Source organism: Streptomyces sp. NPDC002671, from assembly GCF_053592475.1.
The window spans coordinates 25,843-41,242 of record NZ_JBSFVU010000005.1 but is presented as its reverse complement, the minus strand read 5'-3'; the positions used below and the strand labels follow the sequence as shown (position 1 = coordinate 41,242).

Annotated in this window: 14 protein-coding genes; 13 read left to right on the top strand and 1 reads right to left on the bottom strand. The window is 72.2% G+C overall.

The window, feature by feature from the left end:
- Window positions 1-23: 23 nt before the first annotated feature.
- The gene (locus ACWD35_RS08900; protein ID WP_451350475.1) at window positions 24-854 is read right to left on the bottom strand and encodes an alpha/beta hydrolase; all 831 of its coding nucleotides are present in this window, start codon (window positions 852-854) and stop codon (window positions 24-26) included.
- A gap of 151 nt (window positions 855-1,005) precedes the next feature.
- Here ACWD35_RS08900 and ACWD35_RS08895 point away from each other — a divergent pair, with 151 nt between their 5' ends.
- From ACWD35_RS08895 to ACWD35_RS08835, 13 genes are all read left to right on the top strand, one after another.
- A complete protein-coding gene (locus tag ACWD35_RS08895) occupies window positions 1,006-1,785 on the top strand; it encodes a response regulator transcription factor (RefSeq protein WP_451350474.1) in 780 nt (259 codons plus the stop codon).
- Between the two features lie 108 nt (window positions 1,786-1,893).
- The gene (locus ACWD35_RS08890) at window positions 1,894-2,919 is read left to right on the top strand and encodes a LacI family DNA-binding transcriptional regulator (protein ID WP_451350473.1); all 1,026 of its coding nucleotides are present in this window, start codon (window positions 1,894-1,896) and stop codon (window positions 2,917-2,919) included.
- Window positions 2,920-3,028: 109 nt separating this feature from the next.
- Window positions 3,029-4,045 (top strand): S1C family serine protease, encoded by a 1,017-nt coding sequence (locus ACWD35_RS08885; RefSeq protein ID WP_451350472.1) that lies wholly within the window; start codon window positions 3,029-3,031, stop codon window positions 4,043-4,045.
- A 63-nt stretch (window positions 4,046-4,108) separates the two neighbouring features.
- The gene (locus ACWD35_RS08880) at window positions 4,109-4,375 is read left to right on the top strand and encodes a hypothetical protein (RefSeq protein ID WP_451350471.1); all 267 of its coding nucleotides are present in this window, start codon (window positions 4,109-4,111) and stop codon (window positions 4,373-4,375) included.
- Between the two features lie 132 nt (window positions 4,376-4,507).
- Entirely contained in the window at window positions 4,508-5,242 is a 735-nt protein-coding gene (locus tag ACWD35_RS08875; RefSeq protein ID WP_451350470.1) for a response regulator transcription factor, read from the top strand.
- On the top strand, window positions 5,239-6,699 hold the full coding sequence (locus ACWD35_RS08870; RefSeq protein ID WP_451350469.1) for a sensor histidine kinase: 1,461 nt from the start codon (window positions 5,239-5,241) through the stop codon (window positions 6,697-6,699). The genes ACWD35_RS08875 and ACWD35_RS08870 overlap by 4 nt, the downstream gene beginning before the upstream one ends.
- A 33-nt stretch (window positions 6,700-6,732) precedes the next feature.
- A complete protein-coding gene (locus ACWD35_RS08865) occupies window positions 6,733-8,001 on the top strand; it encodes an ATP-binding protein (protein WP_451350468.1) in 1,269 nt (422 codons plus the stop codon).
- Window positions 7,998-9,119, top strand: a complete 1,122-nt coding sequence (locus ACWD35_RS08860; protein ID WP_451350467.1) for a tetratricopeptide repeat protein — start codon at window positions 7,998-8,000, stop codon at window positions 9,117-9,119. Before ACWD35_RS08865 ends, ACWD35_RS08860 begins: the two co-directional genes overlap by 4 nt.
- A 125-nt stretch (window positions 9,120-9,244) precedes the next feature.
- The gene (gene mshD / locus ACWD35_RS08855) at window positions 9,245-10,171 is read left to right on the top strand and encodes a mycothiol synthase (RefSeq protein ID WP_451350466.1); all 927 of its coding nucleotides are present in this window, start codon (window positions 9,245-9,247) and stop codon (window positions 10,169-10,171) included.
- Window positions 10,172-10,346: 175 nt separating this feature from the next.
- Complete coding sequence (locus ACWD35_RS08850; RefSeq protein ID WP_451350465.1) at window positions 10,347-12,701, top strand: RNA degradosome polyphosphate kinase; 2,355 nt, start codon at window positions 10,347-10,349, stop codon at window positions 12,699-12,701.
- Entirely contained in the window at window positions 12,682-13,737 is a 1,056-nt protein-coding gene (locus ACWD35_RS08845) for a CHAD domain-containing protein (protein ID WP_451350464.1), read from the top strand. Before ACWD35_RS08850 ends, ACWD35_RS08845 begins: the two co-directional genes overlap by 20 nt.
- Window positions 13,738-13,756: 19 nt before the next feature.
- A complete protein-coding gene (locus ACWD35_RS08840) occupies window positions 13,757-14,170 on the top strand; it encodes an NUDIX hydrolase (RefSeq protein WP_451350463.1) in 414 nt (137 codons plus the stop codon).
- A 371-nt stretch (window positions 14,171-14,541) separates the two neighbouring features.
- Complete coding sequence (locus tag ACWD35_RS08835; protein ID WP_451350462.1) at window positions 14,542-15,348, top strand: hypothetical protein; 807 nt, start codon at window positions 14,542-14,544, stop codon at window positions 15,346-15,348.
- Window positions 15,349-15,400 lie beyond the last annotated feature (52 nt).

Sequence of the window (15,400 nt, the reverse complement as noted above, 5' to 3'; positions counted from 1 at the left end):
CTCAAAGACAGTTCGGGGTCAGGTTAGTCCGCCCTCGACACCGCCCAGTCCCCGATCCGGGCGACGAGCGCGTCCTCGGCCGCGTGCTCGGCGTGGCCCATGCCCGGCTCCAGCCACAGTTCGCCGTGGTCACCGGCCGCCTCGGCCAGCATGCGCGGGTGATCGAGGGGGAAGTAGCCGTCACGGTCGCCGTGGATGATCAGCAGCGGGGTCGGGGCGATCTTCGGGACCGACTCCACCGGAGAGAGCGGGATGGGGTCCCACTCACGGTGGTGGATGCGGGTGCGCAGGCCGTAGCGGCCCACCAGGCGGCCCTCGGGGCGGGTGACCAGCCAGTGCAGGCGGCGCATGGGGGCCGTCCCCCGGTAGTACCAGCGGGCGGGGGCGCTGACCGAGACCACCGCGTCGACCGCGCCGGGGTTGAGGGCCGCGTGCCGCAGCACCACCGAGCCGCCCATGGAGAAGCCCACGGTCACCACCCGCGCGTGCCCGAAGCCGCGCGCCCACTCCACCGCGGCGGCGAGGTCCAGCACCTCCCGGTCGCCGACCGTGGACCGGCCGCCGGAGGCCCCGTGGCCGCGGAAGGAGAAGGTGACGACGGCGCCGTAACGGGCGAGGACGCTGGCCACCCGTCGAACATGCGGCCGGTCCACGCATCCGGTGAAGCCGTGAGCGATCACGAACACATCCACATCCGAATGCGTTTCGTATACAGCCGAGCCCGGGTTGTATACGGAATCAATCGGAATTCCGTCGGCTGTGCGCAGATACGTCCGGATAGACGCAGGCCTGCGCGTCTCGGGATATGGACTTACGGTGGAACGCGCCACACGACCTGCCGGACCGTTGCTCATGTGGGCTATTCTGCTGGGCAGAGGACTCGGGCAGCGTAGCCCCCGGGTCCTTTTGTGCTTTCGGAAGCGTTGTATACGAAGCGCCCCGGGATCGCAGAGCAGTGCCGCACCGACGCCATGTCCTCGCAGGGACCGAGGAGGAACCAGACGTATGAGTTCTCTGCTGCTGCTGACCAACGCTCTCCAGCCGTCGGCCGAAGTGCTGCCCGCGCTCGGCCTGCTCCTGCACAACGTGCGGGTCGCCCCCGCCGAGGGCCCCGCACTGGTCGACACCCCGGGCGCCGACGTCATCCTGGTCGACGGCCGCCGCGACCTGCCCCAGGTGCGCAGCCTGTGCCAGCTGCTGCGCTCCACCGGGCCCGGCTGCCCGCTCATCCTCGTCGTCACCGAGGGCGGCCTCGCCGCCGTCACCGCCGACTGGGGCATCGACGACGTCCTGCTCGACACCGCCGGTCCCGCCGAGGTCGAGGCGCGGCTGCGCCTGGCCATGGGGCGGCAGCAGATCGTCAGCGACGACTCCCCGATGGAGATCCGCAACGGCGATCTGTCGGTGGACGAGGCGACCTACAGCGCGAAGCTCAAGGGGCGGGTCCTCGACCTCACCTTCAAGGAGTTCGAGCTGCTGAAGTACCTCGCCCAGCACCCGGGCCGGGTCTTCACCCGCGCCCAGCTGCTGCAGGAGGTGTGGGGCTACGACTACTTCGGCGGCACCCGGACGGTCGACGTCCACGTACGGCGGCTGCGCGCCAAGCTCGGCCCGGAGCACGAGTCGCTGATCGGCACCGTCCGCAACGTCGGTTATCGATTCGTTACACCCGAGAAGGGCGACCGGGGCGGCGAGGACGCCAAGGCCAGGGCGGGGCGGGCGAATGTGGACGACAGGGACGGATCGGCCGCCCTGGACGCCGCCGACGCCCACGCGGACGCCTAGCGACGGCACATCCGGAGCGCGGCCGTCCCCCGGTCGGAGCATTGCGATCGCATATCCAGGCTTTGATACGCCCTGCCCAGAGTGGGTCCATCCGCGTAGACTCCGCGCGTGGCCAAGGTGACTCGGGATGATGTGGCACGGCTGGCGGGAACCTCCACCGCCGTCGTCAGTTATGTCATCAACAACGGACCCCGGCCGGTCGCCCCGGCCACGCGCGAGCGTGTCCTCGCGGCGATCAAGGAACTGGGGTACCGGCCGGACCGGGTCGCCCAGGCGATGGCGTCCCGGCGCACGGACCTCATAGGCCTGATCATCCCGGACGCCCGCCAGCCCTTCTTCGGGGAGATGGCGCACGCGGTCGAGCAGGCCGCCGCCGAGCGCGGAAAGATGGTCCTCGTCGGCAACACCGATTACGTCGGCGAACGCGAGGTCCACTACCTGCGCGCGTTCCTCGGTATGCGGGTCTCCGGCCTGATCCTCGTCTCGCACGCGCTGAACGACCTCGCCGCCGCCGAGATCGACGCCTGGGACGCCCGGGTGGTGCTGCTGCACGAGCGGCCCGAGGCCATCGACGACGTCGCCGTCGTCACGGACGACCTGGGCGGCGCCCAGCTCGCCGTACGCCACCTGCTGGAGCACGGCCACGAGTACGTCGCCTGTATGGGCGGTACGGCGGAGACGCCGGCCGTGGGCGACCCGGTCTCCGACCACGTCGAGGGCTGGAAGCGGGCCATGGAGGAGGCGGGCCTGCCCACCGAGGGCCGGCTCTTCGAGGCGCCGTACAACCGCTACGACGCCTACCTCGTGGCCCTGGAGCTGCTGTCCGGGCCGAACCGGCCGCCCGCGGTCTTCTGCTCCACCGACGACCAGGCCATCGGCCTGCTGCGGGCCGCGCGCGAGCTGCGCATCGACGTGCCCGGGGAGCTGGCGGTGGCCGGCTTCGACGACATCAAGGAGGCGGCGTTCGCCGACCCGCCGCTGACCACGGTCGCCTCGGACCGCTCGGCGATGGCCCGGGCCGCGGTCGACCTCGTCCTGGACGACGGGCTGCGGGTGGCGGGCTCCCGGCGCGAGCGGCTGAAGACGTTCCCGTCCCGGCTGGCGGTCCGCACGAGCTGCGGCTGCGTGCACTGAGCGACCCCACAGCGGCGCCGAGCGTCTTTATGTGGGGCAAACGCGCTTCTGTCGGGCTTCTCAGCGGGCACTCAGGAAGCTCTCATGGTCACGGGACATATTGAATGGCATGACCGTGAACCCCGAGTGGCCTCCGCCGCCCTCATACGAGCCCGTCCAGCCCGGACAGCCCGTCCAGCCCGGACAGCCGGCGCAGCCCGTGCAGCACGGCCTGCCCTTCGCGGCTCCGGCGGGTCCGGAACCCACCCGTCACAAGAAGCGCACCCGTGGTTCGATCAGCCTCCTCGCGGCGGTCGCGATCGTCGCGGCTGCGGTCGGCGGCGGCACGGCGTACCTGTTCGAGGAACTGACCAAGGACCCGGTCTCCTCCGCCGGGGCCACCACGAACGTGGTGCCCTCGGGCAAGAAGGGCAACGTCGCCGCGATCGCCTCCGCGGTCACCCCGAGCGTGGTCGAGATCAACGCGACCCTGGACAACGGCTCCTCCACCGGCTCCGGCGTGGTCATCAGCCGTGACGGCGAGATCGTCACCAACAACCACGTCATCTCCGGTGCCACCGCCATCAAGGCGCGCACCAGCGACGGCAGGAGCTACACCGCCGAACTCGTCGGCACCGACAGCTCCAAGGACCTCGCGCTGATCAAGCTGAAGGGCGCCTCCGGCCTCAAGCCGGCCGCGCTCGGCAACTCGAACGGCGTCCAGGTCGGCGACTCGGTCGTGGCGATCGGCTCCCCCGAGGGCCTGACCGGCACCGTCACCAGCGGCATCGTCTCCGCGCTCGACCGGGACGTCACCGTCTCCACGGACGAGAACCAGGGGCAGAACCAGGACGGCGACGGCCAGTGGCCGTTCCAGTTCGGCGGCCGGCAGTTCAACGGCGACACCGGTTCGTCCACGACGACGTACAAGGCGATCCAGACGGACGCCTCGCTCAACCCCGGCAACTCCGGCGGTGCGCTGATCGACGCGAGCGGTGCCGTCATCGGCATCAACTCCGCGATGTACTCGTCGGGTTCGCAGCAGTCCTCGTCCTCGGACGCGGGCAGCATCGGCCTCGGCTTCGCCATCCCGGTCAACACCGTCAAGTCCGACCTGGCCAAGCTGCGGTCGGGCGCCACCAACTGATCCCCTCTCCTCACCCACCCCCGGTCTCCATCAGGAAGCCAGCAAGTCGGCAGGGAGTACGTCATGATCAAGCAGGTATCCCACCAGGCCACCGGCACCGGTCCGGCCGTCGTCACCCTGGCCCTGGACGTGGCGTACGAGCTGCACGCGCCCGCCACCCCGTTCCGCCCCGTCCGGGTCCCGGAACCGGAGCTCGACCCGTTCCCGCTCCTGGAAGTCCCGGTCCCCCAGCTGATGGGCCTGCGCACCCCGGCCGCGCGCACCCACCGCCGCAAGGTGCCGCTCAAGCGCCTGACCGCGGTCACCGGCCTGACGACCGTCGGGGCATGAGAGGCGTCCGGTCCGGGTGTGAGCGCGCCTCCCGGCCCCGAAACGTGCGACGCTGAGAGACACCCACGCACCGCATCCACACCGCTTCCCCACCGCACCCCCACCCCATCCCACCCCGAGGAACCGCCACCGATGAGCCCCGCCGAAGGCGACCGTGACGCCCAGCGCATCCTGATCGTGGACGACGAGCCCGCCGTACGCGAAGCGCTGCAGCGCAGCCTCGCCTTCGAGGGGTACGACACGCAGGTCGCCGTCGACGGCGCGGACGCGCTGGAGAAGGCGACCGCGTACCGCCCGGACCTGGTCGTGCTGGACATCCAGATGCCCCGCATGGACGGCCTGACGGCGGCCCGGCGGATCCGGGGCACCGGGGACACCACCCCGATACTGATGCTCACGGCCCGCGACACGGTCGGCGACCGGGTCACCGGACTCGACGCAGGGGCGGACGACTACCTGGTCAAGCCGTTCGAGCTGGACGAGCTGTTCGCCCGTATCCGCGCGCTGCTGCGCCGCAGCAACTACGCGGGGGCCGTCTCCGCCGAGGCCGGGCAGGACGAGGGGCTCAGCTTCGCCGACCTGCGCATGGACCTCGCCACCCGCGAGGTCACCCGGGGCGGGCGGCCGGTGGAGCTGACCCGTACGGAGTTCACGTTGCTGGAGATGTTCCTCGCGCACCCGCGCCAGGTGCTCACCCGCGAGCAGATCCTGAAGGCCGTGTGGGGCTTCGACTTCGAGCCCTCGTCCAACTCGCTGGACGTCTACGTCATGTACCTGCGCCGCAAGACCGAGTCGGGCGGCGAGCCGCGCCTCGTGCACACCGTGCGGGGCGTCGGGTACGTGCTCCGCCAGGGCGGCGCCGAGTGAAGAAGCTGGTGCGCCGCTACCGGGCGCTCCCCATCCGGGCACGGCTGGCGGTGCTGGTCGCGGCGGCGGTGGCGTTCGCGGTGGCGGCCGTCTCGGTCACCTGCTGGTTCATCGTGCAGGGCAAGCTGTACAAGCAGGCCGACGACCGCCTGTCGGGCATCGGCAGCCGGACGCTGACCGCCGACGAGGTGGCCGCGCTGGTGGCGGCGTGTCCCCAGAACCCCCAGGACACGGACGGCCGCCCCTCCCTCGTCTTCCTCCAGGTCGTGACGGCGGACGGCCGGACCTGCGTCGTGTCGAACTCCGAGGGCGTCTCGGTGAACGTGACGGCCACGGACCGGAACGCGGCGAGGAACCCCACCCTCCGCGACCACATCTTCCACAACAGCACCGACAGCAAGGGCAACGACGTCCGGGTGATGATCACGGCCGTCCCGGTGGGCGGCGTGGGAGTGACCCCCGCGATCGAGCCGTACCCGGGCGTCGCCGTCCTGGTGTCCCTGTCGCTCAAGGACACCGAGAAGACCCTCAAGGACCTCGCCCTGATCCTCCTCCTCGTCTCCGGCGTCGGAGTCGTGGGAGCGGGCGCCGCGGGCCTGGCGGTGGCGCGGGCGGGCCTCCGCCCGGTCGACAAGCTCACCGAGGCCGTGGAGCACGTGGCCCGGACCGAGGACCTGACCATCCGCATCCCCGTCGAGGACGACAGCGAGGACGAGGTGGCGCGGCTCTCGCGCTCCTTCAACTCGATGACCACCGCCCTGGCCAGCTCCCGCGACCTCCAGCAGCAGCTGATCGCGGACGCCGGCCACGAGCTGCGCACTCCTCTCACCTCGCTTCGGACGAACCTGGAGCTGCTCACCCGCAGTGAGGAGACCGGCCGCCCGCTCCCGCCGGAGGACCGCAAGGCCCTGCTGGCCTCGGTGACGGCGCAGATGGCGGAGCTGTCCGCGCTGATCGGCGATCTTCAGGAGCTGTCCCGCTCGGAGGGGCAGCGCGGCGAGCGCGTCCAGGTGGTCTCCTTCCAGGACACCGTGGAGGCCGCCCTGCGCCGCGCACGGCTGCGCGGACCGGAGCTGACGATCACGGCCGACGTGGAGCCGTGGTTCGTCCAGGCGGAGCCCTCCGCGCTGGAGCGGGCCATCGTCAACACCCTCGACAACGCGGTGAAGTTCAGCCCTGAGGGCGGCACGGTCGAGGTCGAGCTGCGCAAGGGCGTCCTGACCGTCCGCGACCACGGTCCGGGCATCGCCGAGGACGAACTCCCGCACGTCTTCGACCGCTTCTGGCGCTCCCCGAGCGCCCGCGCCCTGCCGGGCTCGGGCCTGGGCCTGTCCATCGTGGCGCGTTCGGTCCAGCAGGCGGGCGGCACGGTCACCGTGACCCGCGCGGACGGCGGCGGCACGCTGGTGACCGTACGGCTGCCGGGGACCCCGACGGCTCCGCAGGAGACGGCCTGAAGCTCTGTCAGTGGGGTTCCGTAGGGTATGGCCATGCCCGGAGAATCCCCGCTGATACAGAGCCTGCGCACGGCAGTTGAGGCCGCGCCCGCCGATGTGCCGCTCCGACTGCACCTGGCCGAACTCCTCCTGGACGAGGGCCGGCCCGATGCCGCCGTCGCCGAGGTGGCCGTCGCGCTGCAGCACGCGCCCGGGGACGAGAAGGCACGGCAACTCATGGCACGGGCCATGGGGGTGCCCCAGCAGCCGGCCCCTCCTGCCGTGCAGCAGCCCGCGGTGCAGCAGCCCGCCCAGGCGCGCGGCGGGTTCGACTGGCGGGCCGCCGAGCAGCAGGTCGGGGACGTCGTACCGCCCCGCTTCGTCGAGGCGGAGGCTCCGCTGCGGGCGGACGGCGAGGGTGACCCCGGGGACGCCGAGGCGTGGGACGTGGAGCACCCCGGCGGCGTACGGCTCGCGGACGTCGGCGGCATGCAGGAGGTGAAGGACCGGCTGGAGGCCGCCTTCCTCGCCCCGCTGCGCAACCCCGAGCTGCGCAAGCTGTACGGCAAGAGCCTGCGCGGCGGCCTGCTGCTGTACGGGCCGCCCGGCTGCGGGAAGACGTTCATCGCGCGGGCCGTCGCCGGGGAACTCGGGGCGTCCTTCCTCTCCGTGTCGGTCAACGACGTGCTCGACATGTGGATCGGCAACTCCGAGCGCAACATGCACCAGATCTTCCAGACCGCCCGCCGCCAGGCCCCCTGCGTGATCTTCCTCGACGAGCTGGACGCGCTCGGCGCCAAGCGCAGCCGTACCGCGCACAGCGGGATGCGCAACACCGTCAACCAGCTGCTGACCGAGCTGGACGGCGTCGACTCCGCGGCGAACGAGGGCGTCTTCGTGCTGGCCGCCACCAACGTGCCCTGGGACGTCGACAACGCCCTGCGCCGGCCCGGCCGCCTGGACCGCACCCTGCTCGTGCTGCCGCCGGACGCCGCGGCCCGTGAGGCGATCCTCCACTACCACCTGCGCGAGCGCCCCATCGAGAACGTCGACCTGGCCAAGCTCGCCAAGGTCACCGAGGGCCTGTCCGGCGCCGACCTGGCCCATGTGTGCGAGGCGGCGTCCGAACGCGCGCTGCTCGACTCGGCCCGCACCGGCACCGTCCGCATGATCGGCATGAAGGACCTCCTGGCCGCGGCGAAGGAAGTCCCCCCGTCGAGCGAACCGTGGTTCGCCGCCGCCCGGAACGTGGCGATGTTCGCCAACGAGGGCGGCATGTACGACGACCTGATCACCTACCTGAAGAAGAGGCGCAAGCTGTGACCGCCCTGCACCCCGCCGTGGAAAAGGCCGAGGCGCTCATCCAGCTGGATCGCCTCGACGAGGCCAAGGCGCTGCTCGGGCAGCGGCTCGCCGAGGACCCGGACGACATCCGCGCCTGGGCCAAGCTCGCCCGCGCCCGCCTGATCGGCGAGCGGGAGGGGGCCGAGGCCCTGGAGGCGGTCGAGCGGGCGCTCGCGCTCGACCCCGAGGACATCGGCGCGCTCCTCACGCGCGCAAGTGCCCTGCGCCAGGTCGGCCGGTTCCCGGAGACCGAGGGCGTGCTGCGGGAGGTCATCCGTCTCGCGCCGGAGTACTGGTACGGGTACGCGCTGCTCGCGAACTGGCTGTGGCGGATCAGGTTCATCGCCGCCGGGCAGGCGAACGGCGGGGAGGTCCCCCGGCACGCCATGGACGCCGCCCTCCAGGAAGCCGGCGAGCTGGCCCAGGAGGCCATCCGGCTGGGGCCCGAGGAGGTGCAGGCGTACGAGACTGCCTGGCTGATCGCCGACATGGCGGGCAACCGGACGGTCGCCGACATGATGGACGAGGCCATCCTCCGCCTCGACCCGATGCACCAGCAGGCCCTGGCCCGGCGCACCGAGAAGGCCGCCGCCGCGCCGGGTGTGAAGGCCGCCGAGGCCGCCACCCTCTACGCGGATGCCCTCGCCGCCGCCCCGGAGTCGGCGTCCATGTTGCAGGGCCTGGACGACGCCTCCTACCGGCTGCTGCGCGGGGTGCGCTGGCTCGCCCTGCTGTGCGTGGGCCTGGCCGGCGCCATGCTCGACCTGTTCGCCACCGAGGGCCACGTCCAGCGCGAGCTGCCGGTTGCCCTGGCCCAACGCCTGTGGACGCTCGTCCCGTTCGCGGCCATCTGGGCCGTGGGCGCCCTGCTGCGCTACCGGCGACTGCGCACCGGGGTCCAGTACAACCTGCGCTCCCTGATCCGCCGTCGCCGCTGGCCGCGGATCGTCCTGGGGCAGGCCGCCTGGGCCATGCTCTGCGCCCTGCTGCTCACTCAGGTGCCGTGGACGGCGCGGACGGTGCCGCAGTTCATCTTCTGGGCGGGCCTGGTGCCGACAGCGGCCACGATCTGGTTCGACCGCCGCCGGAAGGACTGACGGGGAACGGCCGACACGGACCGACCGACACGGACCGACCGACGCGGGGCGGCCTACGCGGACCGGCTGACGCGGGGCGGTCGATGTCGGCCCCTCCGTCGGGGGCTGGTCGTACCCTCGTACGCATGAGTAGCGACGACGCCGTGCGGCCCTTCCCCTCCCGTGCCATCGAGACCTACACCGAACTCACGCCGAGCCAGGCCGAGGCCGTGGGCGAACTGCTCGCGGAGGCCGCCCGGGTCGACGGGCAGCAGCCGGTCTCCGAACAGGGGCGGCTGCAACTGCGCGGGGCACCGCGCGAGGGCGTCTCGCACCTGCTGCTGACCATCGACGGCGAACTCGTCGGCTACGCACAGCTGGAGGACACCGACCCGGTGGAGGCACCGGCCGCCGAACTGGTCGTCCACCCCGGGCACCGCGGACACGGGCACGGCCGGGCGCTCGGCGCGGCGCTGCTCGCCGCCTCCGGCAAGCGGCTGCGGGTGTGGGCGCACGGCGGGCACTCCGCGGCCCGCCACCTCGCCCAGGTGCTGGGCCTGACCCTGTTCCGCGAACTGCGCCAGATGCGGCGGCCGTTGACCGATCTGCAGCTGCCCGACCCGGTACTGCCCGCGGGCGTGACCGTCCGCACCTTCGTGCCCGGCAAGGACGACGCGGCCTGGCTCGTGGTGAACGCGGCGGCCTTCGCCCACCACCCCGAGCAGGGCTCGCTGACCCAGCGCGACCTGGACGACCGCAAGGCCGAGCCATGGTTCGACCCGGCCGGCTTCTTCCTCGCCGAGCGGGACGGGGAGCTGGTCGGCTTCCACTGGACGAAGGTGCACGCGGCGGAGGGCCTCGGCGAGGTGTACGTCCTCGGGGTCCTGCCGGGCGAGCAGGGCGGCGGCCTCGGCAAGGCGCTGACCACGATCGGGCTGCGCCATCTGGCCGGTCTCGGCCTTGCGACGGTGATGCTCTACGTCGACGCCGACAACAAGGCGGCCGTGTCGGTGTACGAGCGGCTGGGCTTCACGGTCCACGAGACGGACCTGATGTACCGCACCGAAACGTGAGACGTTCACTCACCTGGAGCAGCCCGCTGCACACCCACGGTGACCCTCCGGCCCCCGGAAATCCCGCCGCAGTGATCCACTCGGGGCGGTAGATACGCCCGGGGGCCGCTCCGCGCTATCCCGCACGTCATGTCTCCGTAACCGTTGATTCAGACGACCTTGCGACGCTCGGCCAATGAAGCCCGCCGTGCCAGAGCCTTCGCCGCCCCCCGAGGGGCCAGCGGGGAACGGGGCAGTGACGCTCCCGCCCGCACGTTCCGACGCGCCCGTCACGCCCTGGGCGCGGAACAATGGGTATATGAGCCAGTCAGACACCCAGGCAGAGGTCCAGCACGCCCAGCCCTCCGTGGGCTCCATCGCCGCGCACCGCCCCCACACGGTGGCCGCCGTCGTCTCCGACCTGGAACCCGACATCGACGCCGACCTCGACACGTACGAGGAATCGCACGGCGAAGGGGCACCGCTGCCGCACGGCCGGTTCCTCGACCGGGAGCGCAGCTGGCTCGCCTTCAACGAGCGTGTCCTGGAGCTCGCCGAGGACCCGAACACGCCCCTGCTGGAGCGCGCCAACTTCCTGGCGATCTTCGCCAGCAACCTGGACGAGTTCTTCATGGTCCGGGTGGCCGGTCTGAAGCGCCGCATCGCGACCGGGGTCGCCACCCGGTCGGCCTCCGGCCTGCAGCCCCGCGAGGTCCTGGAGATGATCTGGGCCCGCTCGCGCGAGCTGATGGCCCGGCACGCCGCCTGCTACCACGAGGACGTCGCCCCCGCGCTCGCGGAGGAGGGCATCCACCTGGTCCGCTGGAACGAGCTGACCGAGAAGGAGCAGGCCCGCCTCTTCACGCTCTTCAGGCACCAGATCTTCCCGGTCCTCACCCCGCTGGCCGTGGACCCCGCGCACCCCTTCCCGTACATCTCCGGCCTGTCCCTGAACCTGGCCGTCGTCGTACGCAACCCGGTGAGCGGCCACAAGCACTTCGCCCGCGTGAAGGTGCCGCCGCTGCTGTCCCGCTTCCTGGAGGCCGCGCCCGGCCGGTACGTCCCGCTGGAGGACGTCATCGCCGCGCACCTGGAGGAGCTGTTCCCGGGCATGGAGGTGGTCGAGCACCACGCCTTCCGCCTGACCCGGAACGAGGACCTGGAGGTCGAGGAGGACGACGCCGAGAACCTGCTCCAGGCCCTGGAGAAGGAGCTCATGCGGCGCCGCTTCGGGCCGCCGGTGCGCCTGGAGGTCGAGGAGTCCATCGACCGCGAGGTGCTCGACCTGCTGGTGCGCGAGCTGAAGATCTCCGAGGCCGAGGTGTACCCGCTGCCGGGCCCCCTGGACCTCACCGGTCTCTTCCGCATCGCCGGCATCGACCGCCTCGAGCTGAAGTACCCGAAGTTCGTCGCGGGCACCCACCGCGACCTCGCCGAGGTCGAGTCGGCCTCCGCGCCCGACATCTTCGCCGCCCTGCGCAGCCGGGACGTCCTGCTGCACCACCCGTACGACTCCTTCTCGACGTCCGTGCAGGCCTTCGTCGAGCAGGCGGCCGAGGACCCGGACGTCCTCGCGATCAAGCAGACCCTGTACCGGACCTCCGGCGACTCCCCCATAGTCAACGCGCTCATCGACGCCGCCGAGGCCGGCAAGCAGGTCCTCGTGCTGGTCGAGATCAAGGCGCGCTTCGACGAGCACGCGAACATCAAGTGGGCGAAGCGGCTGGAGGAGGCCGGCTGCCACGTCGTGTACGGCCTGGTCGGTCTGAAGACCCACTGCAAGCTGTCCCTGGTGGTCCGCCAGGAGGGCGAGACGCTGCGCCGCTACAGCCACGTCGGCACCGGCAACTACCACCCGAAGACGGCCCGCCTGTACGAGGACCTCGGCCTGCTCACCGCCGACCCGCAGGTCGGCGCGGACCTCTCCGACCTCTTCAACCGCCTCTCCGGCTACTCCCGCCGGGAGACCTACCGCCGGCTCCTGGTCGCCCCCAAGTCCCTGCGGGACGGCCTGATCTCGCGGATCCACAAGGAGATCCAGCACCACCGCGCGGGCCGCCCGGCCTTCGTCCGCATCAAGGTCAACTCGATGGTCGACGAGGCGACCATCGACGCCTGCTACCGGGCGTCCCAGGCGGGCGTGCCGGTCGACATCTGGGTGCGCGGCATCTGCGCCGTCCGCCCGGGCGTCGCGGGCCTGTCGGAGAACATCCGGGTCCGCTCGATCCTCGGCCGCTTCCTCGAACACTCCCGGGTCTTCGCCTTCGGCAACGGCGGCGAACCCGAGGTGTGGATAGGCAGCGCCGACATGATGCACCGCAACCTCGACCGCCGGATAGAGGCCCTGGTCCGGGTCGTCGACCCCGGCCACCGGGCGGCCCTGAACCGGCTGCTCGACACCGGCATGTCCGAATCCACCGCCTCCTGGCACCTCGGCCCCGACGGCGAGTGGACCCGGCACGCGACCGACGCGGACGGACAGCCCCTGCGCAACGTTCAGGAGATGCTCATAGACGCCCGGAGGCGCCGGCGTGGCAATGCAACACCTTGACCCGACGGACCCCCCGGCCAGAGTGGCCATGGGGGACGCCCTGGCGGGCTATCTGCGCGCGCAGGCCACGGAGTTCCTGCGCGCGCTGCGCCTGCACGGGGAGTCCGGCGGCAACGCCGCCGGCAGCGCAAAGGAGGCCGTCGACGCGGCCCGGGCACTGCGCCGCTCGGCCCGCCGCATCAGCGGCAGCCTGCACACCTTCCGCCCCCTCCTGGACCCCGACTGGTCCGAGGAAATGCGCCCCGAACTTGCCTGGCTCTCGGGCACGTTGGGCCTTGAGCACGCGTACGAGGCCCGGCTGGAACGGCTGTTGCTGGCGCTGCACAGGCTTTCGGGGGCGGCGGTGATCCCGGCGCAGGCCACGGTGTCGAACACCGGCGGCCCGACCCGCCCGACGGCAACCACAGAGCGCGGCAACCTGACCGTAGGCGCGGCCAAAGCGGGCGCCTTGCTCGAACGCCAGCTCACCCTCGCCCGGACCCGTGCCCACTCCACCGCGCTCCAGGCCCTCGGCTCCTCCCGCTTTCACGCCGTCGCCGACAAGGTCGCCGTACTCGCCAGCGAGGTGCCCCTGACCCCGGCCGCGGTCACCACGGACCTGCGTCCCCTGGCCGCCGCGGCCGAGGAGCGCCTCACGGACGCCATCGGCACCCTGCCGCTGATCACCGCCGGGCACCCCTACAACGCGGAGGCCCTGATCCACGGCCTGTCCCCGGACCTCTCCCCGCACCCGCAGGACGGCCCCTGGCACCAGGTCCGGCTGCTGCTGCGCCTGCACCGCTACGCCGTCGAGGCCCTGCACGGGGGCGACGCGCCCGTGGACGTACGGCTGCTGACGGCCGGCCAGGCGCTGAACCAGCACCGGGACGCCTCGGAGGCGGCAGCGGCGGCGGCACAGGCGGCCCGGACACCCCGCATCGCCCCGGCCACGGCGTACGCCCTCGGCGTGCTCCACGCCGACCAGCGGCACGAGGTGGAGGCGGCCCGGTTCGGCTTCCAGCAGGCGTGGCTCAAGCAGACGGTCAGCGCACCCTGAACCCTCCCGAGGAGGCGGTGTGAAGGACACCTTGGTCCGGGCGGCGGGCTGCGTGCTGTGGCGCCGCTCCCCGGTCTCGGGCGACCTGGAGGTCTGCCTGGTCCACCGGCCCAGGTACGACGACTGGTCCCACCCGAAGGGCAAGCTCAAGCGGGGCGAGGACGCGCTCGCGGGCGCGCTGCGCGAGGTGACCGAGGAGACCGGGTACACCGCCGCCCCCGGCGCCGAGCTGCCGGCCATGCACTATGTGGCCAACGGCCGCCCGAAGCAGGTGCGTTACTGGGCGGCCGAGGCGGTTTCCGGCCACTTCACGCCGAACGCCGAGGTCGACCGGATCCTGTGGCTCTCCCCCGCCGCGGCCCGCGAGCGGCTCACCCAGCCCCGCGACCGGGACCTGGTGGACGCGCTGGTGCCTCACAGGCCCGCTGTGTGATCCGCAGCGTCCGTCCTGGCCTGGCTGCGGGCCCGGCGGGCCGGTCCGCGCCAGCCGCAGATGCAGCTGGCCACGCAGAAGCGGCCCCGTTCGGTCGTCGTAGTGAGGTGTTCCTGCCCTTGCCGGACCCGCTGCGGCCCGTCCTCCTGTCTCACACCGACAACGGTACCCAGCCCGCGGCCAAAGCGTTCCTACGGCCTCCCCTCACCTCCCCCGGCTTCCGCGCGTCCCCGCGCAACGCGTGACGGCGCCCCCTACCCGTCGTTAACCGGAACGACAGGGCGCCCACGGACGCACCGGCTGGGGGTAGACAGGCGATGGATCGGCGGCAGCACAGGCACGCGGGCAGAACGGTCGTCGCGGTGGGGATCATGGCGACCATGGCAGGGCTCGGCGCGACCGCCACGGGCTGTTCGAACAGCGGGGCCGCCGCGGCGGGCGTGAGCGGGCCCGGCGGCGACCCGGTCGCCGTCCTGCACCGGGCCGTCGGCACGCTCTCCGGCGCGGGCAGTTCCAAGGCCAGCACGTCCATGGAGATGGCGACGGGCGGCACCCGGGTCACCATCCGCGGCCAGGGCGTCTACGACTACCGGCGCCGGCTCGGCCGGCTCACCGTCGTACTGCCCGAGGACCCGACGGGTGCCTCGCGGCACCGGCCCATCACCGAACTCCTCGCCCCGGGCGCGCTGTTCATGAAGAACCGGGGCGCCGGGGTGCCCGCCGACAAATGGGTGCGGGTGGAGACGGCGGCCCTGTCCGACGGCAACCTGGTGACCGGCGGCGTCACCGACCCGTACGCGGCGGCCGAGGTGCTGCGCGGGACGCGTGAGGCGACGTACCTCGGCACGACCGAGCTGGGCGGGACCGAGGTGCGGCACTACCGGGGGACGGCTGACCTGGCCCTCGCGGCCCGCGGCGCGCCCGCGGACGTGCGGGCCTCCCTCGCGGCGGCGGCGAAAGGGTTCGCCACGACCGAGGTTCCGTTCGACGCCTACCTCGACGACCAGGGCCGCATCCGCAAGCTCAGACAACACTTCAGCTTCGTCAACGGCCGCCAGAAGACCGCGGTGGCGGTCGCCTCGACCACGCTGCTGTACGGCTTCGGCGCCTCCGTCGACGTACTCCTGCCGCGCCCCCAGGACATCTACGCGGGCCGGATCACCGAGGACGGAAACTAGTCAGTGCCGTCACCCCCGACTAGCCCGTCCGTGCCATGCGCGGTGTGCAGAG